Source organism: Paraburkholderia azotifigens (assembly GCF_007995085.1).
Taxonomy (GTDB): domain Bacteria; phylum Pseudomonadota; class Gammaproteobacteria; order Burkholderiales; family Burkholderiaceae; genus Paraburkholderia; species Paraburkholderia azotifigens.
Map to the genome: position 1 here is coordinate 1,177,927 of NZ_VOQS01000001.1, position 24,844 is coordinate 1,202,770.

Consider the following 24,844-nt stretch of genomic DNA (forward strand, 5'->3'; position numbering starts at 1 on the left):
AATTCTTAAGATGAGACGTCCGGATCACTTCGACAACACGCGTCCGGACGCGTTCGACGACCATCGGATTGAAACGCGCGCGCCGCGCCGCAAGGGCCTGGCGCGCGTGCGTGCATCAGTTGAAATCGTTCTCGAGGAACGGTGTGCGCTTCACGGCCTGATCGAGCGTCATCAGCGTCTCGAGCAGATCGGCCATGCGATGCAGCGGCACGGCATTAGGACCGTCCGACTTCGCTTCGGACGGCTTCGGATGCGTTTCCATGAACAGGCCCGCAATACCCGTCGCGACAGCTGCGCGCGCCAGCACAGGCACGAACTCGCGCTGACCGCCCGAACTCGTTCCCTGCCCGCCCGGCAATTGCACCGAGTGAGTCGCGTCGAACACAACGGGCGCGCCCGTTTCACGCATGATTGCGAGCGAACGCATGTCCGACACGAGGTTGTTATAGCCGAACGACACGCCGCGCTCGCAGGCCATGAAACGGTCTTCGGACAGACCCGCTTCACGCGCCGCGTCGCGCGCCTTGTCGATCACGTTCTTCATGTCGTGCGGCGCGAGGAACTGGCCCTTCTTGATGTTGACGGGCTTGCCCGAACGCGCGCACGCATGGATGAAGTCCGTCTGACGGCACAGGAACGCGGGCGTTTGCAGCACGTCGACGACGGACGCAACTGGTTCGATCTCATGCTCGCTGTGCACGTCGGTCAGAACGGGCAAGCCGAGCTGACGCTTCACTTCGGACAGGATGCGCAAACCCTCGTCCATTCCCAGGCCACGGAACGACTTGCCACTGCTGCGATTGGCCTTGTCGTACGAAGACTTGTAGATGAACGGGATCTTCAGCTTCGCGCAGATTTCCTTCAGCTTGCCGGCCGTGTCGATCGTCATCTGTTCGGATTCGACGACACAGGTGCCCGCGATCAGGAAAAACGGCTTGTCGAGGCCGATTTCGAAATCGCCCAGTTTCATACTTTCTCCTCGACGCTCGCTTCGCGATGCGCGCGCGCCGCTTCGACAAACGCCTTGAACAACGGGTGGCCGTCGCGCGGCGTCGACGTGAATTCAGGGTGGAACTGAACGCCGACGAACCACGGGTGCATCGAACGCGGCAGTTCCATCATTTCCGGCAGATCTTCGCTCGGGGTATGGGCGCTGATGATAAGGCCGCCCGCTTCGAGCTGGGGCACGAAGCGGTTATTGACTTCATAACGGTGACGGTGACGCTCGTTCACATCCTTGCCGTAGATCTCTTCGGCCATCGTGCCCGGCTTGATCGGGCAGCGTTGAGAACCGAGGCGCATTGTGCCGCCCAGATCGGATTCTTCCGTACGCTTCTCGACCTTGCCTTCACGGTCGTACCACTCGGTGATCAGTGCGACCACGCGGTTAGGCGTGTCCTGGTCGAATTCCGTGCTGTTCGCATCCTTGAGACCGACGACGTCGCGCGCGAACTCGATCACCGCGAGCTGCATGCCGAGGCAGATGCCGAGGTACGGCACCTTCGCTTCGCGTGCGAAGCGGATCGCCTTGATCTTGCCTTCCGTGCCGCGACGGCCGAAGCCACCCGGCACCAGCACGGCATCGAGATGCTTGAGGCTGTCGACGCCGTTCTCTTCCAGCTCTTCGGAGTCGATGTATTCGATGTTGACCTTCGTCGACGTGTGGATCGACGCATGGCGCAGCGCTTCGATCAGCGACTTGTACGACTCGGTCAGTTCGACGTACTTGCCGACCATGCCGATGGTCACTTCGCTCTTCGGGTTCTCGAGCTTCTCGACCATTTCCGACCAGATCGACAGATTGGCGGGCTTGGCCGTGAGCTTCAGCTCTTCGCAGATCAGTTCGTCGAGGCCCTGATCGTGCAGCATTTGCGGAATCTTGTAGATGCTGTCGACGTCCCACACCGAGATCACAGCGTCTTCCGGCACGTTCGAGAACATCGAGATCTTCGCGCGCTCGTCGTCGGGGATGCGGCGGTCGGCGCGGCACAGCAGCACGTTCGGATAGATACCGATTTCGCGCAGCTTCTGCACACTGTGCTGCGTCGGCTTGGTTTTCAGTTCGCCCGCGGTGGCGATGAACGGAACCAGCGTGAGGTGCACGAAACATGCGCTGTTGCGGCCCATACGCAGGCTCATCTGACGCGCGGCTTCGAGGAACGGCAGCGATTCGATGTCACCCACCGTGCCGCCCACTTCGACGATCGCGACATCCGGCTCGCCGCACGTCGCGGATGCCGCGCCGCGTTCGACGAATGCCTGGATTTCGTTCGTGATGTGCGGAATGACCTGGACCGTCTTGCCGAGATAATCGCCGCGGCGTTCCTTGCGGATCACCGATTCGTAAATCTGGCCCGTGGTGAAGTTATTGGCCTTGCGCATCTTCGTGCTGATGAAGCGCTCGTAGTGGCCGAGGTCGAGGTCCGTCTCAGCGCCGTCTTCCGTCACGAACACTTCGCCGTGTTGAAACGGGCTCATCGTGCCGGGGTCGACGTTGATGTAAGGATCAAGCTTGAGGAGGGTGACTTTCAGACCGCGCGATTCGAGGATCGCGGCGAGGGAAGCGGCGGCAATACCCTTGCCGAGGGAAGAAACTACGCCGCCGGTGACGAAAACATATTTGGTCATCGCTGGATGCTCGCGGGAAAAACGGATTATACCCGAACGCGTGCTTCCAGCCCAGACCTGGGGCGGCTCGTTCGCATCGACCGGACGTTCGTTTCGACGCGCTGCCGCGGCGGCATTTTGCTGCGATGTGCGGCGGATTCCGGCGCCCTATTCCAGCCCGCGCAGCATTCTCTGAACAGCACGCGCGGTTTCTATCGGGCGCTCCATGGGGAACAGATGACTGCCTTCGATCCATTCGAAGTGCTCGCCTGCCAGCCGCTGCGTCGCGTGCAAGCCCGCTTGCCGCACTTCCCGCGAGCGCGTCCCGGCGACGAAGCCGACAGGCACGGGCGCGCCGCGCAACAGGCGGCTTCCGAAGGTGTGCGGCAAGGTCTTGTAGATGCGGTATTCCGTCAGCCGGTCGAAGGCCAGTTCGCGCGTGCCGTCGCTGGCGGCCTGAGGGATGCCGAAGTCGATGTAATCGGACAGCACACGCTCGTCCCAGCGGGCAAATGCGGGCTTCGCGTGAAAGTGCCGCCACGCCTCGTCGCGGCTGTTCCAGCGCGTTCGGCGCGTGCGCGTCGCGGCTGCCGGCGACAGGCGCTCGTCGAGCCCCGTCCATTGCGACACGCGCAGCATGTTGCTGCGCCAGCCCGCGATAACGGGCGAATCGAGCATCACGACGCCGCGCACCCATTGCGGCTTTTTGAGCGCCGCCATCAGCGACAGATAGCCGCCGAGCGAATGACCGACGAGCCACACAGGGTTCTCGTAGGTCCGCTCCACGTCGTCCAGCAACTCCTCGACGAGATGCGGCCAGTCGCGCGTCACGGGATAGCGCGCGTCGTGTCCGATCCGTTCGATGAAACGCATGTCGTAGTCATCCGCGAGTTCGGCGAAGATCGTCCGATACGTGGACGCGGGAAATCCGTTTGCATGCGAGAAATGGATGATGTTCTTCAAGCGCCGCCACCTCCGTTCTGATTTGTTCTCGATCGCGCCGCCGGTCTTTCTTTATCGATCCACCCAGTAATGCCGATGCGTCTGCCGGTAGCGTTCGAGTGACAACATTGCGTCGCCCGCTTCGATGCGTGCTGCGCCGTCGTCGTCGCTGCGCGACAGCTCGATGCCGCGCGCCTTGTAGCGTTCGTAGACGCCCGCATACGGATGGTGAAACCGGTTGCGATAGCCTACCTGAAATACCGCGATGGACGGCCCGATAGAGTCGAGGAATGGCTCGGTCGACGACGTCTTGCTGCCGTGATGCGGCACGAGCAGGATCTGCGCGCGCAACGCGGCGCGATCGCGCGTGAGCAGCGTGCGTTCGACGGGCGCTTCGATGTCGGCTGCCAGCAAGGCGACCACGGGCTTTCGCTCCTTCGCGTGCGGCTGAACCTGCGTTTGCGCGTGCAGCCCGCTCGCGGTGCTGATGCGCAGCACGCAGCCATGCGCGTTCGGCTTGCCTTGCAGCGGACCGGGGTCCGGCCAGAGTATCGCGAAGTCGACGCCGTCCCATTGCCAGCGCTGGCCCGCCGCGCAGCGCACGGTCTGCGCACCCTTTGCGCTCGCGGTTTGCCATAGCAGGTTGGTCGGCGGCAGACCCGCCAGCAATTGCCTGACTTCGACACCTTCCAGCACGGCCGGAGCACCGCCCGAATGATCGGAGTCCGCATGGCTGATGATCAGCGAATCGAGCACGCCGATGCCCGCCGCCTGCAAATACGGCACGACGATGCGCTCGCCCGCGTGTGTCGATTCCGGCCCGGGCCCGGCGTCGAACAGCAGCGTATGGTGCGCGGTTTCGACGACGATCGACGAGCCTTGCCCGATATCGAGTGCCGTGAGCCGGAACGCACCTTCGGCAGGAGCCGCCGATGCCGGCGCCAGCAATGGCAGCCACGTCAGCGGCGCGGCCCAGCGCAACGGCCAGCCAGCCGGCGCGAGACACCACACGACACCGACGGCTGCCGACGCCAGCGCCCACGCGTCGGGCTGCGGCAACGGCCAAAGCGTCCACGAAGGCCCCGACAGCAGTTTCAGACCTGCCGTCAGGCATTCCAGCAGTTGGTGCGCAAGACGAAAAGCGAGCGCATCGAAGGGCGCGGGCAATGCGACACCGGCGATCACGGCAGGCGTCACGAACACGCTCACCCACGGAATGGCGAACGCATTCGCGACGGGGCCGATCAACGGTATCTGTGAAAAGAAGCAGACCGTCAACGGCGCGAGCGCGATCGTGACGGCAAACTGGACGCGCGCGCCGCTGCGGACGCGCCCGATCAGCGCGCCGCCTTGTGCACGCAGCGCTTCGGCGCAGCGCCGTGCGAAAACGCGCTCGCCCTCGTCTTCGCGCGCATCCGGCGGCGGGTTTTGCGCGACACGCGCATGCCCCGACATCCCGAACAGAATCGCGCCAACCGCGCAGAACGACAGCCAGAATCCCGCCGACACCACGGCCCACGGATCGGCCAGCAGCACGAGTCCGAGCGCCCACGCAAGCACCACGGAGGGCGCGACGCGCCGCCCGCCCAGATAGCCCAGCGCAACGATGCCCGCCATCCACAACGTCCGTTGCGCAGGCACGTTGAAGCCCGCGAGCGCGGCATGAACCGCGGCGAACAGCGCACCGCTCGCCATCGATACCTTCTGCACGGGCACGAGTAGAGGCCAGTTGCGTCCGATAAAACACGAGCGTCGCCACAGCCAACCCGCCAGCCATCCGGCAAGCCCCGCGACGAATCCAATATGCAGGCCGGAAATTGCGACGAGATGACTCGTACCGGTGCGACGCATCAGTTGCCAGTCAACCGCACTGACGGCATCCTGCGCACCGATCGCAAGCGCCACGACGATGCCCATGTGCGGCGCATCGGCCAGCACGGCGGCAATCCGGTCGCGAATGGCCGATCGCCAGCCGTCGACGATCACGCCGATTCCGCCCGCCTTGCCTTGAAGCTGCACTGCCAGCAACGGCAGATTCACATAACCCGTCGCCCGAACGTCGCGCGCGAGCAGCACGGCTTCGGCGTCGCGCACGCCCCAGTTGGCGTTGCCATGCGGACGCTTGAGGCGCACGCTCAGCCGCCAGCGCGAACCTGGTTCCAGCATGGGCGGCGGTGCGTCATCCGCGATCCACGACAGTTGCAGCGTGCGCGGGAAACGTTCGACGGGCGCATCGGCAGCTTCGACGGAAAACAGGAAGCGCACGCCGTCCGCGCTGCGCGTCGGCAAGCCCTTGATCCAGCCGCTCACGACGATATCGCGCCCTTCCCACTCGCGCGGCAATTCGAAAACGAGGCGCGTCTGCGCGCGCCATCCGGCATAAGCGAAGCCGACGCACGCCGCTGCAACCAGCACGGCAAGCCAGCCGGCGCGTGAGGACCATGCAGCGCCACGCAAAAAGCACAGCCGCGCAACGACGATCGACGCGCAGACGCCAGCGCTCAACCCGAGCAACAGGGCCCAGCCCGGCAACGCAGCCTGCTGCTGCAACCACACGACACCCAACGCAAATCCGCACCACACCGCCCGCATGCCGCCTCCGCACCCGACGCCCGCGCGGCAACACCGCGACATTCATCAGGAAACCGAAACAATGTCAGCGGCAGCGCATGGCGCGAGCCAGACACCGATTATGCAGAGTAATTGGCGAGCCTTGGCAACGCGGCATGCGCATTAGCCGTTGTGCCTAGTGCGAGTTCGTTTTGCTCGATACCGCGCTGTTCGGCGAGTATTGCGCCGATCGCGGGGATCTGATCCGGCGTGTTGCGCTGCTTGTAGCGCCACGAAGGGGCGATATCGGGCGCATCGGTTTCGACGACGAGTGCGTCGAGCGGCAGTTGCGCCGCGAGCCGCCGGATCTGCAGCGCGCGCTCGAATGTCACGTTGCCGCCGAAGCCCAGATGCATGCCGTGATCGATGAACGCCTGCGCCTGCTGAAAGCTGCCGTTGAACGCGTGTGCGATGCCGCGATGCACGTTGTTGCGTCGCAGCCCTTTCAGCACCTGATCCTGCGATTTGCGCACATGGCAGATCACAGGCAGATCAAATTCGCGCGCGAGCTTCAGCTGCTCGTTGTAGTAGAACTGCTGCGTCTCGTCGTCGAGCCCTTGCACGAAATAGTCGAGTCCGATTTCGCCAAGACCCACGAAGCGCGGATCGTCGAGACTCGCCTCGATCTCCATGCGCAGCACGTCGAGATCGGCCGGCTGCGCCTGCGGCGTGAAGAGGGGATGAATGCCGAGCGCATACGCCCCGCCCTGCACGCGATGCGCCAGCTCGCGCACCGTCGAAAAGTTGCTGCGCGCAATGCCCGGAATCACGATCCGGCTCACGCCCGCTTCGAGCGCCGCGCTCGCGACGGCATCGCGGTCCCCATCGAATTCGGAAGCGTCGAGATGACAGTGCGTATCGATCCACATGCGCGCGGCATTCCTCCTGGTTGAATGCGATCCGGCTCAGACGGGAACGGTAGGTTCCTCGTACAAGACGCCGTCGCGCAAACGCATCGTCCGGTCGCAGCGCGCGGCCAGATCGGAATCGTGCGTGACGATCACGAAACTGGTCGACAGCGTGTTCGACAGCTCCAGCATCAGGTTGAACACGGTCTCCGCGGTACCGCCGTCGAGATTGCCCGTCGGCTCGTCGGCGAGCACGCAGGCCGGCTTCGTCACCAGTGCACGCGCGACGGCGACGCGCTGGCGCTCGCCCCCCGACAGCTCGCCCGGACGGTGCTTCGCGCGATGCGCGAGCCCGACACGCTCCAGCATGTCGAGTGCCTGCTTGCGCGAATCCTCCGTAGTCATGCGGCGGATGCGCAGCGGCATCGCGACGTTGTCGAGCGCGCTGAATTCCGGCAGCAGATGATGGAACTGATAGACGAAGCCGAGCGCGCGGTTGCGCAAGTCGTTGCGTTCGCGCTCGGAGAGCTTCGTGAACGGCTTGCCCATCACTTCGACGTGTCCCGCGCCGGGATCGTCGAGGCCGCCCAGCACGTGCAGCAGCGTGCTCTTGCCGGAGCCGGAGGCACCGACGATCGCCAGCTTCTCGCCACGCCGCACGCTCAATTGCGTGTTGTTCAGCACGGGCACGTTCAGGCCGCCCTGAACGAATGCCTTCGAAATGCCCGTCGCTTCGAGCACATACGGATGCAAGCCAGAATCTTCAGAAGCCATCAGATTGTTGTCAGGACGGTCATTCATAACGCAGCGCCTCCGCAGGACGAACCTTCGCGCCGCGCCAGCTCGGGTAGAGCGTGGCGAGGCACGACAGCAGGAAGGCGATTACACCGATCTTGATCACGTCGCCGGGCACCAGTTCCGACGGCAGCTCGCTGATGAAGTACACCGACGGCGGCAGGAACTGCACGTGCAGCAGGTGCTCGATCATCGGCACGAGCCACGGAATGCTCCACGCGATCAGGCAGCCGAGCGCGACGCCGATCCCCGTGCCGACGAAGCCGATCGTCATGCCCTGCACGACGAAAATCTTCATGATCGAACCGGGCTGCGCGCCGAGCGTGCGCAGAATCGCAATATCGGCCTGCTTGTTGGTCACCGTCATCACCAGCGACGAAACCAGATTGAACGCGGCCACCGCGATGATCAGCGTGAGGATGATGAACATCATCCGCTTCTCGATCTGCACCGCCGAGAACCATGTCTTGTTCTGCTGCGTCCAGTCGCGGATATACAGGTCGCCGGAGAGCGTGCGCGCAAGCTGATGCGCGACTTCCGGCGCGCGCTGCATGTCCCGCAGACGCAGACGCACGCCCGTCGGCGCGGGCAGCCGGAACAGCGCCTGCGCGTCCTTGATGTTGATCAGCGCGAGCGTGCTGTCGTATTCGTAGTGACCGGATTCGAACACGCCGACCACGTTGAACTGCTTCAGACGCGGCAAGAGGCCCGCGGGCGTCATCGTGCCTTCGGGCGCGACGAGCGTGATCTTGTCGCCCGTCATCACGCCGAGCGCCGCGGCGAGATCCGCCCCGAGCACGATGCCGAATTCGCCCGGCTTCAGGTCGTTCAGGCTGCCCGCCTTCATTTCCTTGCCGATGTCCGACACTTCGGGCTCCAGCGACGGTTCGACGCCGCGCAGCGCGACGCCGCTCACGGCGTCCTGACGCGTGAGCAGCGCCTGCGCTTCGACGTACGGCGCCGCGCCGATCACTTCCTTGTTCTGCTTCGCTTCCTGTGCGGTCAGCTGCCAGTTCGGCATCGAGCCCGTCGGCGAAAAAATTTCGACGTGCGCCAGCACCGACAGCATCCGGTCGCGCACCTCCTTCTGGAAGCCGTTCATCACCGACAGCACGACGATCAGCGCGGCGACGCCGAGCGCGATACCCGACATCGACACGAGCGCGATGAACGAGATGAAGCCGTTACCCGTGGTGCGTTTGCCGGCGCGCGTGTAGCGCCAGCCTATCTGCCATTCGTATGGAAATTTCAAGCGAGTCCTTTTTCAGCGTGATTGCGCTGTGTTCTGCAGTTGCCCGACCGTCGCGCCGCGCACGGATGCCAGACCGTCCGGCGCGCGAAAGCCGTGTCCTTTGGGCGCGAAATACAGCCGATGGTTCCAGAACGCCGGCTTGCGGCGGCTTTCCTCATACGGCGCATGGCTGGCGGCCGCGCGCAACGCCGCTTGCGGCGCTGCGCGTCTTCCGGTGCAATCGTTGCGCGAATTGTACGCATCGGCGCACAAGTCACCGTTTCCCTTCTCCGCCATCGCGGATCAACGGGGCGAAGTTTGCCATACAATGCGCAGCATCATGAATGCCAACCGACTGCACCTCCTTCTGCCCTTCGCGCTGCCCGCGGCAGCCGACGCCTCCACCGCACTGCATTCCCTCGACATTCCTGCCCTCGACAAGCTGGTCGCCCGTGCGACGCTTGTCGAACGTGTGATCGGCGAAGACTTCCAGCGTACGCTGCCGCACGAGCGCTGGGTGGCGCGCAGCTTCGGCGCGGTGCCGGCGGGCACGGCCGCCGCGGACGAGGCGCCGCTCGCGCCGTACATGCTGCTCGCCGACGGCGGCCAGCCGGGCGACGCGACGTGGGCCTGCGTGCAGCCGGTGCACGTGCGGATCGCGCACGATCACCTGGTACTGATCGATCCTGCCTCGCTGGAGCTCGCCGATGACGACGCACGCGCGCTCTTCGACGTCGCGCGTCCGTTGATCGAGGAACTGGGCGTGCGCGTCGAGGCGCCGCAGCCGTCACGCTGGTATCTGTCGAGCGATGCGTTCGGCACGCTCGCGGGCGCCTCGCCGTTGCGCGCGAGCGGCCGCAACATTGAAATCTGGCTGCCGCATGAAGCGCACACGGGCGAGCGCTCGCGCGCATGGATGAAGCTGCAAAACGAAGTGCAGATGGCGTGGTTCGAGCATCCCGTGAACGCGGCGCGCGAGGCGCGCGGCCTGCCCGCCGTCAATTCGATCTGGTTCCACGCGCAGGGCGCCGCGCAGCCGGTGCGCAGCGACTTTGCGCGCGTGCTGTCGGATGCGGCCGCGACGCGCGGTCTCGCGCTCGCTGCCAGGGCCGCGACGGGCGCGCCGCCCGCTGCATTCGGCGCCTGGCGCCCGGACAGCGCAAACAGCACAACCAGCGCGGCCACGCTGATCGAACTCGATCCGTTCTCCGCGCCCTTCATCGAGCAGGACTGGGGCCGCTGGAACGCTGCGTTCGCCGCGCTCGAGCGCGACTGGTTCGCGCCCGCGCTGGCTGCGCTGCAGGCAGGCGAACTGGCCGAACTCGGCCTGACGCTGTGCGGCGACACCGGCTCGGTGACGCTGAACATCACGCGCGGCGATTTGCGCAAATTCTGGCGGCGGCGTCTGTTCGCGTCGCTCTTCATCGAATGACCTGCTTTTCCTCTGATCTCGCCGCATGACCCAAATCGTTACGCGCCCCTGCTCTCCCGCCGACGCCGAAGCCCTGATCCGCCACGGCCTGCATCCCGTGCTTGCGCGCCTGTACGCGTCGCGCGGCGTCTGCCTGCCCGATGAAATCGAAACCGGTCTCGCGCGCCTCACGCCGCCCGCGTCGCTCAAGGGCTGCGACACGGCGGCCTCGCTGCTCGCCGACGCGATCGAAGGCAAGCGCCGCATGCTGGTCGTCGCCGACTACGACTGCGACGGCGCGACGGCCTGCGCCGTGGCCGTGCGCGGCCTGCGGATGTTCGGCGCGCAGATCGACTACCTCGTGCCGAACCGCTTCGAGTACGGTTACGGCCTCACGCCCGAAATCGTCGCGCTCGCCGCGCAACGCCCGGGCGGGAAACCGGACCTGCTGATCACCGTCGACAACGGCATTGCGAGCGTCGACGGCGTCGAAGCGGCGAACGCGCTCGGCATCGACGTGCTCGTCACCGATCACCATCTGCCCGGCGACGAACTGCCCGCCGCGCGCGCGATCGTCAATCCGAACCAGCCGGGCTGCACGTTCCCGAGCAAGTGCATCGCGGGCGTGGGCGTGATGTTCTATGTGCTGCTCGCGTTGCGCGCCGAGTTGCGCAAGCGCGGCGCGTTCGGCGACACGCGTGCGGAGCCGCGCCTCGACGGCCTGCTCGATCTCGTCGCGCTCGGCACCGTGGCCGATGTCGTGAAGCTCGACGGCAACAACCGCGTGCTGGTCGCCCAGGGTCTCCAGCGAATCCGCAACGGCCGCATGCAACCTGGCATCGCCGCCCTCTTCCGCGCCGCGGGACGCGATGCGCGCAGCGCGTCGGGTTTCGATCTTGGCTTTGCGCTCGGCCCGCGCCTGAATGCGGCGGGACGTTTGTCGGACATGTCGCTGGGCATCGACTGCCTGACGACGGACGACATCGGACGCGCCTGGGAACTCGCGCAGCAACTCGACACGATGAACCGGGAGCGGCGCGAAATCGAAGCGGGCATGCAGCAGCAGGCGCTCGACGATCTGTCGGGCGTCGATCCCGCCGGCTCGACGACGATCACGCTGTTCAATCCGACGTGGCATCAGGGCGTGATCGGGATTGTCGCGGGACGCCTGAAGGAAAAATTCCATCGGCCGTCGTTCACGTTCGCGCTCGCCGACGACAGCGGCCAGACCGTCAAGGGCTCGGGACGCTCGATCCCGGGCTTCCATCTGCGCGACGCGCTCGATCTCGTGTCGAAGCGCGAGCCGGGACTGATCGCGAAGTTCGGCGGGCACGCGATGGCGGCCGGCCTGACGATCGCCGCAGCGGATTTGTCGCGCTTCACGGCGGCCTTCGAGCAGGTCGGCCGCGAGTGGCTGACGCAGGACGTGCTGGCACGCACGGTGGAGACGGACGGCGATCTCGAAGATGCGTATTTCACGCCGCAATTCGTCGAGATGCTCGATGCGGCTGTGTGGGGACAGGGGTTCCCTGCACCCGTTTTTTCGGGCGAATTCGATGTGATGTCGCAGGCGCTGGTGAAGGACAAGCATCTCAAGCTGCAACTGATGCGCGGGCGTCAGCGATTCAATGCGATCTGGTTCAATAACACGGAGCCGCTGCCCGCGCGGACGACTGTTGCCTATCGGCTTTCGGCAGATACGTGGAATGGGGTGTCGCGGGTGCAGTTGATCGTTGAACACGCTGTGTTGTAGGCCTGTGTTGCGCCTGGCCCGGGCGCTGGGGTGATCCGTTATAATTTTGGTTTTTGGTGTTGCTGTTGGGTTTGGGTTTTGCGGTTTTTTTTGCTGGCATCCGCGATTTCGTTTTGGTTTGCCAGCGTTGCCCCTGTGCGGGGCGGCACCTACTTTTCTTTGCCGCCGCAAAGAAAAGTAGGCAAAAGAAAGCGGGCTAACACCGCCAGTGCTAGTCATTGCCTGCGGGCCCCCAACCGGTCCCGCACTCCAGACGGCGTCGCACTTTTCCACGCGCGTTGCCAGCGTGCTAACTCACGCCTCACCCGCTTCACACTCGCGCGTCGGGAATTGCGTTACCAGAAGTCCACGGCCGCCCAGGTGGCAAACGGTGTGTAGGCAGTCGCGACATAAGTGCACCACTCCGGACTGAAAACCAGGATCGGTGTCGTAGAAGCGCGAACGCGTAAGGTGCGACAAGCTACACACCGTTTGCCACCTGGGCGGCGCAGACGGTTCGCCGCCGCTGGCTGCACTACGGGTGACTGGAGAGGGTGATGCGCCGGTTAAAGACGTTGGCAACGCGCATCAAATAGCGCGTTGCCGTGTGGAGTGCGGGACCCGTTGGGGGCCCGCAGGCAAACACAAGAACTGGCGGGGTGAGCGGCTTTCTTTTGCCTACTTTTCTTTGCCGCGGCAAAGAAAAGTAGGTGCCGCCCCGCACAGGGGCGACGCATGTAGCACCGCTACGAAATCGCGGATGCCAGCGAAGCAAAAGCCCAAAACCCAAGAACCCAAACCCCAACAGCGTCGCAGACGAAAAAACCTTATTCACTGAAACTGGATCGACATGGAAGCGGAACGCCTGAACTCCATCGACTCCTCTCTGGCGGACCTGCGCACACGCGCGGGCGAGCTCCGGGGGTATCTTTGACTACGATGCAAAGTCGGTACGACTGATCGAAGTCAACAAGGAACTCGAAGACCCGAACGTCTGGAACGACTCGCAGCACGCGCAGGCGTTGGGCAAGGAAAAGAAACTGCTCGAAGGCGTCGTCGACGTCCTGTCGACGCTCGATAACGACTTGCGCGACACGAAAGAACTCTTCGACATGGCGCGCGAGGAAAACGACGAGGACACCCTCGTCGCGTGCGAGGAAGACGCCGCGAAGCTGATGGCGCGCGTCGAAGACATGGAGTTCCGCCGGATGTTCTCGAATCCGGCCGACCCGAACAACGCGTTCATCGACATTCAGGCAGGCGCCGGCGGCACGGAAGCGTGCGACTGGGCGTCGATGCTCCTGCGCCAGTACCTGCGCTACTGCGAGCGCAAGGGCTTCAAGACGGAAGTGCTAGAAGAGTCGGAAGGCGACGTCGCGGGCATCAAGAGCGCGACGATCAAGGTCGAAGGCGAATACGCATACGGCTTCCTGCGCACGGAAACGGGCATTCACCGCCTCGTGCGCAAGTCGCCGTTCGATTCCTCCGGCGGTCGTCACACGTCGTTCTCGTCGGTGTTCGTGTATCCGGAAATCGACGAGTCGTTCGAGATCGAAGTCAATCCGGCCGATTTGCGCATCGACACGTACCGTGCTTCGGGCGCGGGCGGTCAGCACATCAACAAGACCGACTCCGCCGTGCGTATTACGCACGTCCCGTCGGGCATCGTCGTGCAGTGCCAGAACGACCGCTCGCAGCACCGCAACCGCGCCGAAGCGATGGCGATGCTGAAGTCGCGCCTGTACGAAGCCGAAATGCGCAAGCGTCAGTCGGAGCAGGACAAGCTCGAAGCGGGCAAGTCGGACGTGGGCTGGGGTCACCAGATCCGCTCGTATGTGCTCGACAACAGCCGCATCAAGGATCTGCGCACCAACGTCGAAATCAGCAACACGAAGAGCGTGCTCGACGGCGATCTCGACGCGTTCATAAGCGCCAGCCTGAAACAGGGCATCTAAGCGCAGCCGGCGCGGCACATTCTGCCGCGCCGCATTTTTTCACCGCCTGTGTGCCCGCGTCGCCGAACGCACGCGAGGCACCGGACACCGAACATCATTACCATGACCGAACCGACCCAGACGCCTGCCGCCACGACGAACGTCGAACTGGACGACAACCAGATCATCGCCGAGCGCCGCGAGAAACTGCGCGCGCTGCGCGAGCAAGGCGTCGCCTATCCGAACGACTTCCGTCCCACTCATCACGCCGCCGACCTGCGATCGGAATACGCGGACGCCGACAAGGACGCGCTCGAAGCGAAAGCGTTGCAGGTCGCGCTGGCCGGCCGGATGATGCTCAAGCGCGTGATGGGCAAGGCGAGCTTCGCGACGGTGCGCGACGGCTCGGGCCAGATCCAGTTCTTCATCACGCCCGCGGATGTCGGCGAAGCAACCTACGAAGCCTTCAAGAAGTGGGACCTGGGCGACATCGTCGCCGCGCAAGGCGTGTTGTTCCGCACGAACAAGGGCGAGCTGTCGGTGCGCTGCACGGAACTGCGTCTGCTGTCGAAGGCGCTGCGTCCGCTGCCGGACAAGTTCCATGGTCTCGCCGACCAGGAAATGCGCTATCGCCAGCGCTACGTCGATCTGATCGTGACGGACGAAGCGCGCAAGACCTTCGTCGCGCGCACGAAGGCCGTATCGTCGATCCGCAAATTCATGGCCGACGCGAACTTCATGGAAGTCGAAACGCCGATGCTCCACCCGATTCCGGGCGGCGCGGCGGCCAAGCCGTTCGTCACGCATCACAACGCGCTCGACATGCAGATGTTCCTGCGCATCGCGCCGGAGCTGTATCTGAAGCGGCTCGTGGTCGGCGGCTTCGAGCGCGTGTTCGAGATCAACCGGAATTTCCGTAACGAGGGCGTGTCGCCGCGTCACAACCCGGAATTCACGATGATGGAGTTCTACGCCGCGTACACCGACTACAAGTGGCTGATGGACTTCACGGAACAGCTGATCCGTCAGGCCGCCGTCGATGCGCTCGGCAACGCGACGATCACGTATCAGGGCCGCGAGCTGGATCTGGCCAGGCCGTTCCATCGTCTGACGATCACGCAGGCCATCCAGAAGTACGCGCCGCAGTACACGGACGCGCAACTGGCGGACGGCGGGTTCCTGCGCACGGAACTGAAGAGGTTCGGCGTCGACACGACGCAGCCGGCGTTCCTCAACGCGGGCATCGGCGCGCTGCAACTGGCGCTGTTCGAAGAAACGGCTGAATCGCAGCTGTGGGAGCCGACCTTCATCATCGATTACCCGGTTGAAGTGTCGCCGCTCGCGCGCGCATCGGATTCCGTCGACGGCATCACCGAACGCTTCGAGCTGTTCATCACGGGGCGCGAGATCGCCAACGGCTTCTCGGAACTGAACGATCCGGAAGACCAGGCCGCGCGCTTCAAGAAGCAGGTCGACCAGAAAGACGCCGGCGACGAGGAAGCGATGTACTACGACGCCGACTACATCCGCGCGCTCGAGTACGGCATGCCACCCGCGGGCGGCTGCGGCATCGGCATCGACCGTCTGGTGATGCTGCTCACCGACAGCCCGAGCATCCGCGACGTCATCCTGTTCCCGCATCTGCGTCGCGAAGACTGATCGCCGGCCGCGTTCGGCGCGGCCTCAATTCCCGTGCACGGTGCGTTTCGCATGCGCCGTGCACGGCGCGTCCCCCTCCTCTCTTCGCTCCCCTGTTTGCCGACGGTTTGTAACTATCGGTAAAAGCTGCCCTGTCGCGGCGCGCCTTCGTGCGACCTGCATCCGCGCGATCTCAATATTGGCGGGGCTTGGCGTTTCCGGTGCAGTTTTTGCATGAACTGGAAAACAGAAGTGCCGCTGCGCAAGGTTACATATTGAAACCCTGCCCTTATTCTGATGTCCGACACTTGAAGCGCGCATGAATCCGCGCGCAAGGCAGTTTCAACCAGGTCAACTCTCCCCGGACGAGGCCAAACACCATGGATAACCCGACCAACCAGCAACGCCGTCTTCATCCGCTCATCGCCGTGGCGGCAGGCGCGGTGATCATCGCCAGTCTCGCTGCAACAGCCGCCGTGACGGGACTGTTCCCCAAGGCGTCGAGCAACGGCGCGGAAAACGATCAGACGCAATCGGCGGCGGTCACGCAACAGCAGCAGCCTGTCGTCGATACGACGCAACCGGCCGCCTTGCAGGCGCAGCAGGCAACGGCGGCTCAGCAGGCTCCAGCTGAACAGGCCCAGCAGCAGGCGGCGGCTCAGCAAGCCGAGCAGCAGGCGGCGGCACAACAGCAGCAACAGCAGCAACAGCAGCAACAGCAGGCTCAGGCTGCACAGCAGGCGCCGCGCGCACCTGCGCCGCCCAGCCCGCAGTACGGCCAGCAGCCTCAATACGCACAGCAACCGCAGCAGCAGTACGCGCAACAGGAGCCCGCTCGCCCCGCGTACTGCTCGACGTGCGGAACCGTCGAAGCGATTTCCGCCGTCCGTCAGGAAGGACACGGCACGGGGATCGGCGCCGTCGGCGGTGCAGTGGCGGGCGGTGTCGTCGGCAATCAGTTTGGCAGTGGCGGCGGACGCACGGCGATGACGCTGCTCGGCGCGCTCGGCGGCGGCCTTGCCGGGAATTCCGTCGAGAAGCATCTGCGCAGCACGACCAGCTACTCGGTGCGCGTGCATATGGAAAACGGCAAGACGCGCTACTTCACATACCACGAAGCGCCGCCGTTCCAGCAAGGTCAACGTGTGCGCGTGCAGAACGGGACGCTCGTCGCAGGCTGAGCTCGTTTTCTAAGTACCAACAAAAAGGCGACTTCCCAGGAAGTCGCCTTTTTGTTTCGAGCTTCTGAAGCGTCGCGCTCAATAATCTGCGTCTTCAATCCATGCAGCCTGGATCGCTTCGAGAATCTTCTCGTTCGAGCGGTTCGGATCGTCGTCGAAGCCGTCCAGTTCCATCACCCAACGATGGAGATCGGTGAAGCGCACCTGCTGCGGATCAATCTCCGGATGCTTGTCGGTCAAGGCCATCGCGATATCTTGCGTGTCGGTCCACTTCATGGCTGCATGCTCCTGTTAGTGATTTTCCTTCGCGTGGTTGATCGAATAACGCGGAATCTCGACCACGAGGTCGTCGTTCTCAGGCACGAGCGCCTGACACGACAACCGCGATTCGCGCTCGAGACCCCATGCCTTGTCGAGCAGATCGTCTTCTTCCTCGTCCGACGGCTCCAGCGCGTTGAAGCCCTCGCGGACGATCACGTGGCAGGTCGTGCACGCGCAGGACTTCTCGCACGCATGCTCGATTTCGATGCCGTTGTCGAGCAGGTTGTCGCAGATGCTCTTGCCCGGCACGGCGTCGATGACCGCGCCGTCTGGACACAGTTCGACGTGAGGCAGCACAACGATTTGAGGCATACAAATTCCGTTTTGGTCTGTGGGGCACGGACGCCGCCCTTCAGGCACCGTACCATTTTACTGGTGGCGCAGCCGTTTTTGGCACGCGCCGCGTGAATCAGATTTCGTCGAGCTTCTTGCCCGCGAGCGCACGGCGGATTCCCTTGTCCATCCGGCGCGCGGCGAATTCGTCGGTGCCTTCGGCAAGCGTCTTCGTGGCCGCTTCAATCGCATCGACATCGTCGCCCGGCGCGACCATGCGCAGCGCGGCGACGAGGCGGTCGAGCGTCGCGCGCTCGGCGGCGTCGAGCAGTTCGCCGTCGGCGGCAAAGGCCGCTTCCGTCGCTTCGATCAGCCGCTGCGCTTCGACTTGCGCCTCGCGCAACGCACGCGCGCGCATATCGACTTCGGCCGTCTTGAAGCTGTCTTCGAGCATGCGCGCAACGTCGTCGTCGGCGAGACCGTACGACGGCTTCACCACCACCGACGCTTCCACGCCCGAGTGCTGCTCGCGTGCGAACACGGACAGCAGGCCGTCCGCGTCGACCTGATACGTGACGCGGATACGCGCCGCGCCCGCCGCCATCGGCGGAATGCCGCGCAGTTCGAAGCGCGCGAGCGAACGGCAATCGGACACGAGTTCGCGCTCGCCCTGGACGACGTGAATCGCCATCGCCGTCTGGCCGTCCTTGAACGTCGTGAATTCCTGCGCACGCGCGATCGGAATGGTCGAGTTGCGCGGAATGATCTTCTCGGCAAGACCGCCCATCGTTTCGACGCCGAGCGAAAGCGGAATCACGTCCAGCAGCAGCCAGTCGTCGCCATCCGCGCCGCGGTTGCCTGCCAGCAGATCGGCCTGGATCGCCGCGCCGAGCGCGACGACCTGATCGGGATCGAGATTGGTCAGCGGCGGCTGGCCGAAGAAGTTTTCGACCGCGCGGCGGATCACCGGCATGCGCGTCGCGCCGCCGACCAGCACGACGCCCTTGATGTCAGCCGGCGTCACTTTCGCGTCGCGCAGCGCCTTCTTCGTCGGGCCGAGCGTGCGCTGCACGAGCGCCTGCGTGATCGCTTCGAAGGCGGCTTCGCCGACCGTGACGTCGATCTTTGCGCCGCTCGCGAGCGTCACCTGAACGGGCGCGCTCGGTGCCGACGACAGCAATTCTTTCGCGACGCGCACCGTGTCGAGCAGCAGACGCACGTCTTCCGGCGTCAGCGACTGCGGCACGACGTTCGCCTGTTCGAGCACATGCCGATACAGCGCGTGATCGAAGTCGTCGCCGCCCAGCGCCGAATCGCCGCCCGCAGCCAGCACCTCGAAGACGCCCTTCGTGAGCTTGAGGATCGACAGATCGAACGTGCCGCCGCCGAGGTCGTAGACCGCGTACAGGCCTTCCGCGCCGTTATCGAGGCCGTAGGCAATTGCCGCCGCCGTCGGCTCGTTCAGCAGACGCAGCACGTTCAGGCCGGCGAGACGCGCGGCGTCCTTGGTTGCCTGGCGCTGTGCTTCGTCGAAATAGGCGGGCACCGTGATCACGGCGCCGACGAGTTCGTCGCCGAGCGTGTCTTCCGCGCGATAACGCAGCGTCGCGAGAATTTCCGCGGACACTTCGACGGGACTCTTCACGCCGTCGACTGTCCGGATCTGCACCATGCCCGGCGCGTCGACGAAATCGTACGGCGCGTTTTCCGCGTGCTCGACTTCGCTCTTGCCGCGCCCCATGAAGCGCTTGACGGACACGATGGTGTTGCGCGGATCGGTGGCGGCTTCCGCTTTCGCGACGCGCCCGATGCGCCGGCCGCCCTTCTCCAGATACCGCACGACGGACGGCAGCAGATAGTGGCCTTCTTCGTCGGGCAGCACGTCGGGCACGCCGCTGCGCACGGCCGCGACGAGCGAATTGGTGGTGCCGAGGTCGATGCCGACGGCAAGACGCCGCTGGTGGGGCGCGGGCGCCATGCCGGGTTCAGAGATTTGCAGTAAAGCCATCTGGAATCTTCTTCGGGGACTGTTTCGCCCCGGTCCTGATCATGTTTGGTTCGCGTGGTGATTACGCTGTTGGGTCAGGCGGCGTCAGTTGTCGAGCCGCTCGATCTGCGTGCCGATCTCCGCGGCCACGCGCTCGATGAACATCAGTTGCCGCACCGCCTCGCCCGCCGCCTGATTCGAGCCGCTATCGAGCAATGCGGCCAGCTTCGTGAAGCGCACCTTCTCTTCGTCGCGCAGATCGGCCAGCAACGCGTCGAGCGCGTCGATATTCTTCGCCGCCGATGCATCCTCGATATTCTCGCGCCATTCCATCTGCTGCATCAGGAAGGCCGGTTCCATCGCGGTGTTGTTCTCGGCGCCGACGTCGATGCCGCGCAGCGAAAGCAGATAGCGCGCGCGCTTCAGCGGATCGCGCAGCGTCTGGTACGCCTCGTTCGTGCGCGTCGCCCATTGCATCGCGATGCGTTTTTGCGCGTCGCCCGCCGCGGCGAAGCGGTCCGGATGCACTTGAGCCTGCACCGTGCGATACGCGTGATCGAGCGCGGGCGCGTCCAGCGCGAACTGCTCCGGCAGGTCGAAAAGTGCGAAGTGACTGTCGTTCAGCGAGGCCATCGGATTACTTTGTCCATCCAGGGCGCGCAGTGCAGCGCCCGAAAGTGATACGCGGATACGTGATACGCAAATGAATATGCGGCGAAATTGAAAAAAGGCGGCACAGGCCGCCTTTTCAGCATGACTCGCGCGCTTACACGCGGAACGATTCGCCGCAGCCGCACTCGTCCTTCACGTTCGGGTTGTTGAACCTGAAGCCTTCGTTCAACCCTTCACGTGCGAAGTCGAGCTCCGTCCCGTCGATATACGCGAGGCTCTTCGGGTCCACGATGATCTTCACGCCATTGCACTCGAACACCTCGTCTTCAGGTGCGAGTTCATCGACGTACTCGAGCTTGTATGCGAGGCCCGAGCAACCCGTCGTGCGCACACCGAGCCGCAGCCCGACGCCCTTACCGCGCCGGGTCAGATATTTCTGCACGTGTTGTGCTGCCTTTTCGGTCAACGTAATTGCCATAGCGTTTCTCAATGTGCGCTGCGCCGTCGTTCGTCACGATGCGTCGCGCGACCCTGCCTGCTTCTCAAATCGTTCCGGCGGGCGTCGGATTCAGGCACCGCGTGTGCCGAACCTGACGCCGCACCGTGCCACTCATGCGTTTGCCTGCTGCGCCGCTTAAGCCGACTGCTCGGCCTTGGCCGTTTCGCCGTGACGCTGCTTGTAGTCCGCGACGGCGGCCTTGATCGCGTCTTCCGCGAGAATCGAGCAGTGAATCTTCACGGGCGGCAGCGCGAGTTCTTCGGCGATCTGCGTGTTCTTGATGGTGAGCGCTTCGTCGAGCGTCTTACCCTTCACCCATTCCGTGACCAGCGAGCTCGACGCGATGGCCGAACCGCAGCCATACGTCTTGAACTTCGCGTCTTCGATCACGCCGTCCGCGCCGACGCGGATCTGCAGCTTCATCACGTCGCCGCAAGCCGGCGCGCCGACCATGCCGGTGCCGACCGTGTCGTCGTCCTTCGCAAACGAACCAACGTTGCGCGGGTTTTCGTAGTGGTCCAGGACCTTATCGCTGTATGCCATGTTGTCACTCCTTGATTCGATTCAACCTGCGTTCGTGTTCGACCAGTCGAGGCGCGCTCAGTGCGCAGCCCACTGGATGGTCGACAGATCGATGCCGTCCTGGTGCATTTCCCACAGCGGCGACAGATCGCGCAGCTTCGCAATCTTGCTCTTCAGCAGGTTGATGACGTAATCGACGTCCTGCTCCGTCGTGAAGCGGCCGACCGTGAAACGGATCGAGCTGTGCGCCAGTTCGTCGTTGCGGCCGAGCGCGCGCAGCACATACGAAGGCTCCAGCGAAGCCGACGTGCAGGCCGAACCCGACGACACGGCCACGTCCTTCACCGCCATGATCAGCGACTCGCCTTCGACGAAGTTGAAGCTGATGTTCAGGTTGTGCGGGACACGCTTTTCCATGTCGCCATTCACATACGTTTCTTCGATCTCTTGCAGCCCGCGCAGCAGACGGTCGCGCAGCATCCGGATGCGTTCGTTTTCCGTCGCCATTTCTTCGCGAGCAATACGGAACGCTTCGCCCATGCCGACGATCTGGTGCGTGGCCAGCGTGCCCGAGCGCATGCCGCGCTCGTGACCGCCGCCGTGCATCTGCGCTTCGATGCGCACGCGAGGCTTGCGGCGCACGTACAGCGCGCCGATGCCCTTCGGGCCATACGTCTTGTGTGCCGAGAACGACATCAGATCGACCTTGAGCTTCTGCAGGTCGATTTCGACCTTGCCCGTGGCCTGCGCCGCGTCGACGTGAAAAATGATGCCCTTTTCGCGGCAGATTTCACCAATCGTCTCGATGTCCTGGATCACGCCGATCTCGTTGTTCACGTGCATCACGGAAACGAGGACCGTGTCCGGGCGCAGCGCGGCCTTGAAGACGTCGAGGTCGATCAGACCGTCGTCCTTCACGTCGAGATACGTGACTTCGTAGCCTTCGCGCTCCAGTTCACGCGTCGTGTCGAGCACGGCCTTGTGCTCGGTCTTCACGGTGATGATGTGCTTGCCCTTGCTCTTGTAGAAGTGCGCGGCGCCCTTGATAGCCAGGTTGTCGGATTCCGTTGCGCCCGACGTCCAGATGATTTCGCGCGGGTCGGCATTGACGAGCGCCGCGACGTTCTCGCGCGCTTCTTCGACCGCGCGCTCCGCGTCCCAGCCATACGCATGGCTGCGCGATGCCGGATTGCCGAACTGTTCGCGCAGATACGGAATCATCTTGTCCACCACGCGCGGATCAACGGGCGTCGTCGCGCTGTAGTCCATGTAAATGGGCAGGTGGGGAATGTCGTTATTCATCAATCGCTCCGGGGACATCAGTGCTTATGGCTTCTCGGTTCTGTCGTTCGCGTCTCTTGCGCGCTCTGTCAGCCGGCCATGTTGAAAACGGAATTCGGCCCTTTCGGCACCGCGCGCGGCTCGACGGCGGGCGCTTCGGTGCGACGGTCGCGCAGCACAGCCGTCGCGCCTTCGCGCGAACGCTGCTGGTCAACCAGATCTTTCAGGGAAACGGAGTCGAGATACTCGACCATCTTCTGATTCAGCGTCGACCACAACTCATGCGTCATGCAATGGCCGTCGTGATGCTTCGTACCTTCGCAAGAACCCTTGCCGCCGCACTGGGTGGCATCGAGCGGTTCGTCGACGGCGATGATGATGTCCGCAACCGTCACATCCTCCGCGCGGCGCGCGAGGTTGTAGCCGCCGCCCGGCCCGCGCACGGATTCGACGATCTCGTGCCGGCGCAGCTTGCCAAACAGCTGCTCGAGGTAGGACAAGGAGATGTGTTGGCGCTGGCTGATACCCGCAAGCGTCACCGGGCCCTGCTCCTGGCGCAGTGCCAGGTCGATCATCGCCGTGACGGCGAAACGGCCTTTCGTGGTGAGTCTCATATGTGGTGGGAACCGCAATTCTCGACAAGTTTGGTCAAGTATAAATACATGACAGATTTAGTCAAGTATCCCTATCCCGATTTGGGTCATTTACTTAACGAAAAACTCGTCTTACAGGGTCAATTGGGGCCGCAGCGCCGCGATCAGGCCGCGGCAGGCGGCTTCGCACTGGTCCAGCACGATTTCGAAGCCCTCGCCGCCGCCGAAATACGGATCGACGACTTCGCGTGAATCGAATCCGGAAGCGCGCTGTGCTGCGCCGCCTGCGTCAGACGCAGCTGCGTCTGTCGCGAATTCCATCAGCAGGCGAATCTTGTCGCGCTGTGCGGGCGGACAGACCTGCCTGAGCGCGGCGACGTTCTTGTCGTCCATCGCGATGATCAGATCGAAGCTTTCGAAATCGGCGGCCGTGATCTGACGGCCACGAAATATCGACAAATCGTAACCGCGGTTTTTCGCGGCGCACTGCGCGCGTTCGTCCGGCGCTTCGCCGATATGCCAGTCGCCCGTCCCCGCTGAATCGACAATCACGCGATCCGCGAGCCTCGCCTCTGCAAGCAAATGCCGCATGACGCCTTCCGCAGTCGGGGAACGGCAAATGTTCCCAAGGCACACGAAGCAGATAGCGACGGTTTTCATCGATGGCTGAGCGGCCCAGCCGCAAATGTCATAAGTGGTGAAACACTGCCGCGATTATACAAAGACGTGCAAAATCACGCCCGCGCCACGCCAGCCATGACCGCTTACATCGGCTGGGCAGGCATGCGGGAAGCGGCAGACATGGTCTCAGCGGGCATCGCGGCCTCGCCGCCGACGAACCCGTACGACACCGTGCGCGCGAGTTCCGCCGACACGCGCTCCGCAGCCAGCGGCGACGTCGATGATTGCGCGGGCGCGCCGTTATACAGATGTAGACAAGCAATAGCCGCAAGCGGCACGACGATGGCCAGAGGCCAGTACACCGATATTTTCTTTTTCATGATGTCGTTTTCTCAAAGCGGGCCGCAGTGCATAGGCGCACTTTGCCCAGTCGAAATGGTAGACGAGGACGCAATCCGGAAAAACCCGCCCCAGCAGAACACAGCGTTGCGCCGGGGTGAACAGTCGCGTTCGTCAGTTCGGTCTGCGGTGCCCGCGATCAACTTTCGACCACCGAAAGAAATCCTTACAAAAGCACACACAGGTAAGGCCCAGTCGGCGCTACAAATAGGCTTATGGACATTGCGCCTCTCGCGCCTCTCGCTTGTCTTAACACTCACATGAAACGACTTATTCCTTCTCTCGCTCCTGCCGTCCTCGCCGCGTGTGCGGTTGCCGCGCTTAGTGGCTGCGTCGCCTATCCGGCTGGCGGTGCGCCCGGCTATGGATACAACGACGGCTATTACGATGGCTACGGCGCGCCCGCCTACGGATATGCCGAGCCGCCCGTTCAATCGAGTCTGTTCCTTGGCTTCGGCGGAGGCGGATATTCGGACTATGACCGCCACTATTGGGGCGGTCGTGGCTACGACCACGGCTACAACCATGACCGCGGCAACTGGAACGGACATGGCGGCAACAACGGCGGGCCGCCGCGCGGTCAACCGCCGCAGGCCGGCAATCCGCCTCCAATGGCGCCCGGCGGCAATTCGGGCGCCGGACACGGGGTTCGCCCGCCTGTCCAGGCAGGCGCCGGACAGCAGCAAGGCGGAGGGGGAGGCAACCGCGGCGGCGGAAGTTCGCCGCGCCAGCCGGGACGCTGGGACGGAGGCGGCACCTTGCACTGAAGGGGCGTGGCCTGTGTTCGGATGATCCCTGGAAGCAAAA

General features: G+C 64.0%; 24 protein-coding genes. 6 read left to right on the plus strand and 18 right to left on the minus strand.

The features are described from left to right. Positions 1–115: 115 nt before the first annotated feature. The 8 genes from kdsA to FRZ40_RS05270 all read right to left on the minus strand — a co-directional run bounded on the left by kdsA (position 116) and on the right by FRZ40_RS05270 (position 9,330). Entirely contained in the window at positions 116–970 is an 855-nt protein-coding gene (gene kdsA, locus FRZ40_RS05235; RefSeq protein ID WP_028365807.1) for a 3-deoxy-8-phosphooctulonate synthase, read from the minus strand. Continuing rightward, positions 967–2,628 carry a CTP synthase gene (locus tag FRZ40_RS05240; protein WP_028365808.1) on the minus strand — a complete coding sequence of 554 codons (1,662 nt, stop codon included), beginning with the start codon at positions 2,626–2,628 and terminating at the stop codon, positions 967–969. Before FRZ40_RS05240 ends, kdsA begins: the two co-directional genes overlap by 4 nt. A gap of 147 nt (positions 2,629–2,775) precedes the next feature. Next, positions 2,776–3,570, minus strand: a complete 795-nt coding sequence (locus FRZ40_RS05245) for an alpha/beta fold hydrolase (RefSeq protein WP_028365809.1) — start codon at positions 3,568–3,570, stop codon at positions 2,776–2,778. A gap of 51 nt (positions 3,571–3,621) precedes the next feature. Further along, positions 3,622–6,141, minus strand: coding sequence for a DNA internalization-related competence protein ComEC/Rec2 (locus tag FRZ40_RS05250; protein ID WP_147233550.1), 2,520 nt, complete (start codon positions 6,139–6,141; stop codon positions 3,622–3,624). A gap of 98 nt (positions 6,142–6,239) precedes the next feature. Beyond that, positions 6,240–7,028, minus strand: a complete 789-nt coding sequence (locus tag FRZ40_RS05255) for a TatD family hydrolase (protein WP_028365811.1) — start codon at positions 7,026–7,028, stop codon at positions 6,240–6,242. A 36-nt stretch (positions 7,029–7,064) separates the two neighbouring features. Next, complete coding sequence (lolD, locus tag FRZ40_RS05260) at positions 7,065–7,808, minus strand: lipoprotein-releasing ABC transporter ATP-binding protein LolD (protein WP_028365812.1); 744 nt, start codon at positions 7,806–7,808, stop codon at positions 7,065–7,067. Then, positions 7,801–9,054, minus strand: a complete 1,254-nt coding sequence (locus tag FRZ40_RS05265; RefSeq protein WP_028365813.1) for a lipoprotein-releasing ABC transporter permease subunit — start codon at positions 9,052–9,054, stop codon at positions 7,801–7,803. Before FRZ40_RS05265 ends, lolD begins: the two co-directional genes overlap by 8 nt. A 12-nt stretch (positions 9,055–9,066) precedes the next feature. Beyond that, complete coding sequence (locus tag FRZ40_RS05270) at positions 9,067–9,330, minus strand: hypothetical protein (protein WP_240057088.1); 264 nt, start codon at positions 9,328–9,330, stop codon at positions 9,067–9,069. 31 nt (positions 9,331–9,361) lie between these two features. Between FRZ40_RS05270 and FRZ40_RS05275 the strand changes: the two genes are divergently transcribed. From FRZ40_RS05275 to FRZ40_RS05300, 5 genes are all read left to right on the plus strand, one after another. Further along, on the plus strand, positions 9,362–10,465 hold the full coding sequence (locus FRZ40_RS05275) for a hypothetical protein (RefSeq protein WP_028365814.1): 1,104 nt from the start codon (positions 9,362–9,364) through the stop codon (positions 10,463–10,465). Between the two features lie 25 nt (positions 10,466–10,490). After that, positions 10,491–12,197, plus strand: coding sequence for a single-stranded-DNA-specific exonuclease RecJ (gene recJ / locus FRZ40_RS05280; RefSeq protein ID WP_147233551.1), 1,707 nt, complete (start codon positions 10,491–10,493; stop codon positions 12,195–12,197). An 829-nt stretch (positions 12,198–13,026) separates the two neighbouring features. After that, positions 13,027–14,131, plus strand: a protein-coding gene (prfB, locus tag FRZ40_RS05290) for a peptide chain release factor 2 (protein ID WP_147233552.1) whose coding sequence is annotated in 2 segments (ribosomal slippage) — positions 13,027–13,107 and positions 13,109–14,131 — 1,104 coding nt in all. Because the reading frame shifts where the segments join, the coding sequence is not laid out codon by codon here. 102 nt (positions 14,132–14,233) lie between these two features. Next, positions 14,234–15,769, plus strand: a complete 1,536-nt coding sequence (gene lysS, locus FRZ40_RS05295; protein ID WP_147233553.1) for a lysine--tRNA ligase — start codon at positions 14,234–14,236, stop codon at positions 15,767–15,769. Positions 15,770–16,128: 359 nt separating this feature from the next. Then, positions 16,129–16,929 (plus strand): glycine zipper 2TM domain-containing protein, encoded by an 801-nt coding sequence (locus FRZ40_RS05300; RefSeq protein ID WP_147233554.1) that lies wholly within the window; start codon positions 16,129–16,131, stop codon positions 16,927–16,929. A gap of 78 nt (positions 16,930–17,007) precedes the next feature. Here the strand turns inward: FRZ40_RS05300 and iscX are convergent, their stop codons facing one another. From iscX to FRZ40_RS05350, 10 genes are all read right to left on the minus strand, one after another. Continuing rightward, positions 17,008–17,205, minus strand: a complete 198-nt coding sequence (gene iscX / locus FRZ40_RS05305) for a Fe-S cluster assembly protein IscX (RefSeq protein ID WP_007586799.1) — start codon at positions 17,203–17,205, stop codon at positions 17,008–17,010. Between the two features lie 15 nt (positions 17,206–17,220). After that, positions 17,221–17,562 (minus strand): ISC system 2Fe-2S type ferredoxin, encoded by a 342-nt coding sequence (gene fdx / locus FRZ40_RS05310; RefSeq protein ID WP_028365819.1) that lies wholly within the window; start codon positions 17,560–17,562, stop codon positions 17,221–17,223. Between the two features lie 97 nt (positions 17,563–17,659). Beyond that, complete coding sequence (gene hscA / locus FRZ40_RS05315; protein WP_028365820.1) at positions 17,660–19,531, minus strand: Fe-S protein assembly chaperone HscA; 1,872 nt, start codon at positions 19,529–19,531, stop codon at positions 17,660–17,662. An 84-nt stretch (positions 19,532–19,615) separates the two neighbouring features. Further along, positions 19,616–20,143, minus strand: a complete 528-nt coding sequence (hscB, locus tag FRZ40_RS05320; protein ID WP_147233555.1) for a Fe-S protein assembly co-chaperone HscB — start codon at positions 20,141–20,143, stop codon at positions 19,616–19,618. Positions 20,144–20,276: 133 nt separating this feature from the next. Then, positions 20,277–20,600, minus strand: a complete 324-nt coding sequence (iscA, locus tag FRZ40_RS05325; RefSeq protein WP_028365822.1) for an iron-sulfur cluster assembly protein IscA — start codon at positions 20,598–20,600, stop codon at positions 20,277–20,279. Positions 20,601–20,756: 156 nt separating this feature from the next. Beyond that, on the minus strand, positions 20,757–21,164 hold the full coding sequence (gene iscU / locus FRZ40_RS05330; RefSeq protein ID WP_147233556.1) for a Fe-S cluster assembly scaffold IscU: 408 nt from the start codon (positions 21,162–21,164) through the stop codon (positions 20,757–20,759). 57 nt (positions 21,165–21,221) lie between these two features. Further along, the gene (locus tag FRZ40_RS05335; RefSeq protein ID WP_147233557.1) at positions 21,222–22,445 is read right to left on the minus strand and encodes an IscS subfamily cysteine desulfurase; all 1,224 of its coding nucleotides are present in this window, start codon (positions 22,443–22,445) and stop codon (positions 21,222–21,224) included. Between the two features lie 68 nt (positions 22,446–22,513). After that, a complete protein-coding gene (gene iscR / locus FRZ40_RS05340; RefSeq protein ID WP_012400853.1) occupies positions 22,514–23,038 on the minus strand; it encodes a Fe-S cluster assembly transcriptional regulator IscR in 525 nt (174 codons plus the stop codon). Positions 23,039–23,149: 111 nt separating this feature from the next. Next, positions 23,150–23,677 (minus strand): low molecular weight protein-tyrosine-phosphatase, encoded by a 528-nt coding sequence (locus tag FRZ40_RS05345; protein ID WP_147233558.1) that lies wholly within the window; start codon positions 23,675–23,677, stop codon positions 23,150–23,152. Between the two features lie 104 nt (positions 23,678–23,781). Continuing rightward, complete coding sequence (locus tag FRZ40_RS05350; protein WP_147233559.1) at positions 23,782–24,018, minus strand: hypothetical protein; 237 nt, start codon at positions 24,016–24,018, stop codon at positions 23,782–23,784. Positions 24,019–24,297: 279 nt separating this feature from the next. Between FRZ40_RS05350 and FRZ40_RS05355 the strand changes: the two genes are divergently transcribed. Then, on the plus strand, positions 24,298–24,804 hold the full coding sequence (locus tag FRZ40_RS05355) for a hypothetical protein (protein WP_028365827.1): 507 nt from the start codon (positions 24,298–24,300) through the stop codon (positions 24,802–24,804). The last annotated feature ends 40 nt before the right edge of the window (positions 24,805–24,844 follow it).

What these genes read in the sequence shown, in the direction of transcription:
- lysS (WP_147233553.1), top strand. Translation starts at nt 14,234, where the DNA reads ATGACCGAACCGACCCAGACGCCTGCCGCCACGACGAACGTCGAACTG.
- FRZ40_RS05355 (WP_028365827.1), top strand. Translation starts at nt 24,298, where the DNA reads ATGAAACGACTTATTCCTTCTCTCGCTCCTGCCGTCCTCGCCGCGTGT.
- hscB (WP_147233555.1), bottom strand. Translation starts at nt 20,143, where the DNA reads ATGGCCTCGCTGAACGACAGTCACTTCGCACTTTTCGACCTGCCGGAG.
- FRZ40_RS05255 (WP_028365811.1), bottom strand. Translation starts at nt 7,028, where the DNA reads ATGTGGATCGATACGCACTGTCATCTCGACGCTTCCGAATTCGATGGG.
- FRZ40_RS05275 (WP_028365814.1), top strand. Translation starts at nt 9,362, where the DNA reads ATGCGCAGCATCATGAATGCCAACCGACTGCACCTCCTTCTGCCCTTC.
- FRZ40_RS05335 (WP_147233557.1), bottom strand. Translation starts at nt 22,445, where the DNA reads ATGAATAACGACATTCCCCACCTGCCCATTTACATGGACTACAGCGCG.
- iscX (WP_007586799.1), bottom strand. Translation starts at nt 17,205, where the DNA reads ATGAAGTGGACCGACACGCAAGATATCGCGATGGCCTTGACCGACAAG.
- FRZ40_RS05345 (WP_147233558.1), bottom strand. Translation starts at nt 23,677, where the DNA reads ATGAAAACCGTCGCTATCTGCTTCGTGTGCCTTGGGAACATTTGCCGT.
- lolD (WP_028365812.1), bottom strand. Translation starts at nt 7,808, where the DNA reads ATGAATGACCGTCCTGACAACAATCTGATGGCTTCTGAAGATTCTGGC.
- FRZ40_RS05250 (WP_147233550.1), bottom strand. Translation starts at nt 6,141, where the DNA reads ATGCGGGCGGTGTGGTGCGGATTTGCGTTGGGTGTCGTGTGGTTGCAG.
- iscR (WP_012400853.1), bottom strand. Translation starts at nt 23,038, where the DNA reads ATGAGACTCACCACGAAAGGCCGTTTCGCCGTCACGGCGATGATCGAC.
- FRZ40_RS05350 (WP_147233559.1), bottom strand. Translation starts at nt 24,018, where the DNA reads ATGAAAAAGAAAATATCGGTGTACTGGCCTCTGGCCATCGTCGTGCCG.
- hscA (WP_028365820.1), bottom strand. Translation starts at nt 19,531, where the DNA reads ATGGCTTTACTGCAAATCTCTGAACCCGGCATGGCGCCCGCGCCCCAC.
- fdx (WP_028365819.1), bottom strand. Translation starts at nt 17,562, where the DNA reads ATGCCTCAAATCGTTGTGCTGCCTCACGTCGAACTGTGTCCAGACGGC.
- kdsA (WP_028365807.1), bottom strand. Translation starts at nt 970, where the DNA reads ATGAAACTGGGCGATTTCGAAATCGGCCTCGACAAGCCGTTTTTCCTG.
- recJ (WP_147233551.1), top strand. Translation starts at nt 10,491, where the DNA reads ATGACCCAAATCGTTACGCGCCCCTGCTCTCCCGCCGACGCCGAAGCC.
- iscU (WP_147233556.1), bottom strand. Translation starts at nt 21,164, where the DNA reads ATGGCATACAGCGATAAGGTCCTGGACCACTACGAAAACCCGCGCAAC.
- FRZ40_RS05240 (WP_028365808.1), bottom strand. Translation starts at nt 2,628, where the DNA reads ATGACCAAATATGTTTTCGTCACCGGCGGCGTAGTTTCTTCCCTCGGC.
- FRZ40_RS05300 (WP_147233554.1), top strand. Translation starts at nt 16,129, where the DNA reads ATGGATAACCCGACCAACCAGCAACGCCGTCTTCATCCGCTCATCGCC.
- iscA (WP_028365822.1), bottom strand. Translation starts at nt 20,600, where the DNA reads ATGGCAATTACGTTGACCGAAAAGGCAGCACAACACGTGCAGAAATAT.
- FRZ40_RS05270 (WP_240057088.1), bottom strand. Translation starts at nt 9,330, where the DNA reads ATGGCGGAGAAGGGAAACGGTGACTTGTGCGCCGATGCGTACAATTCG.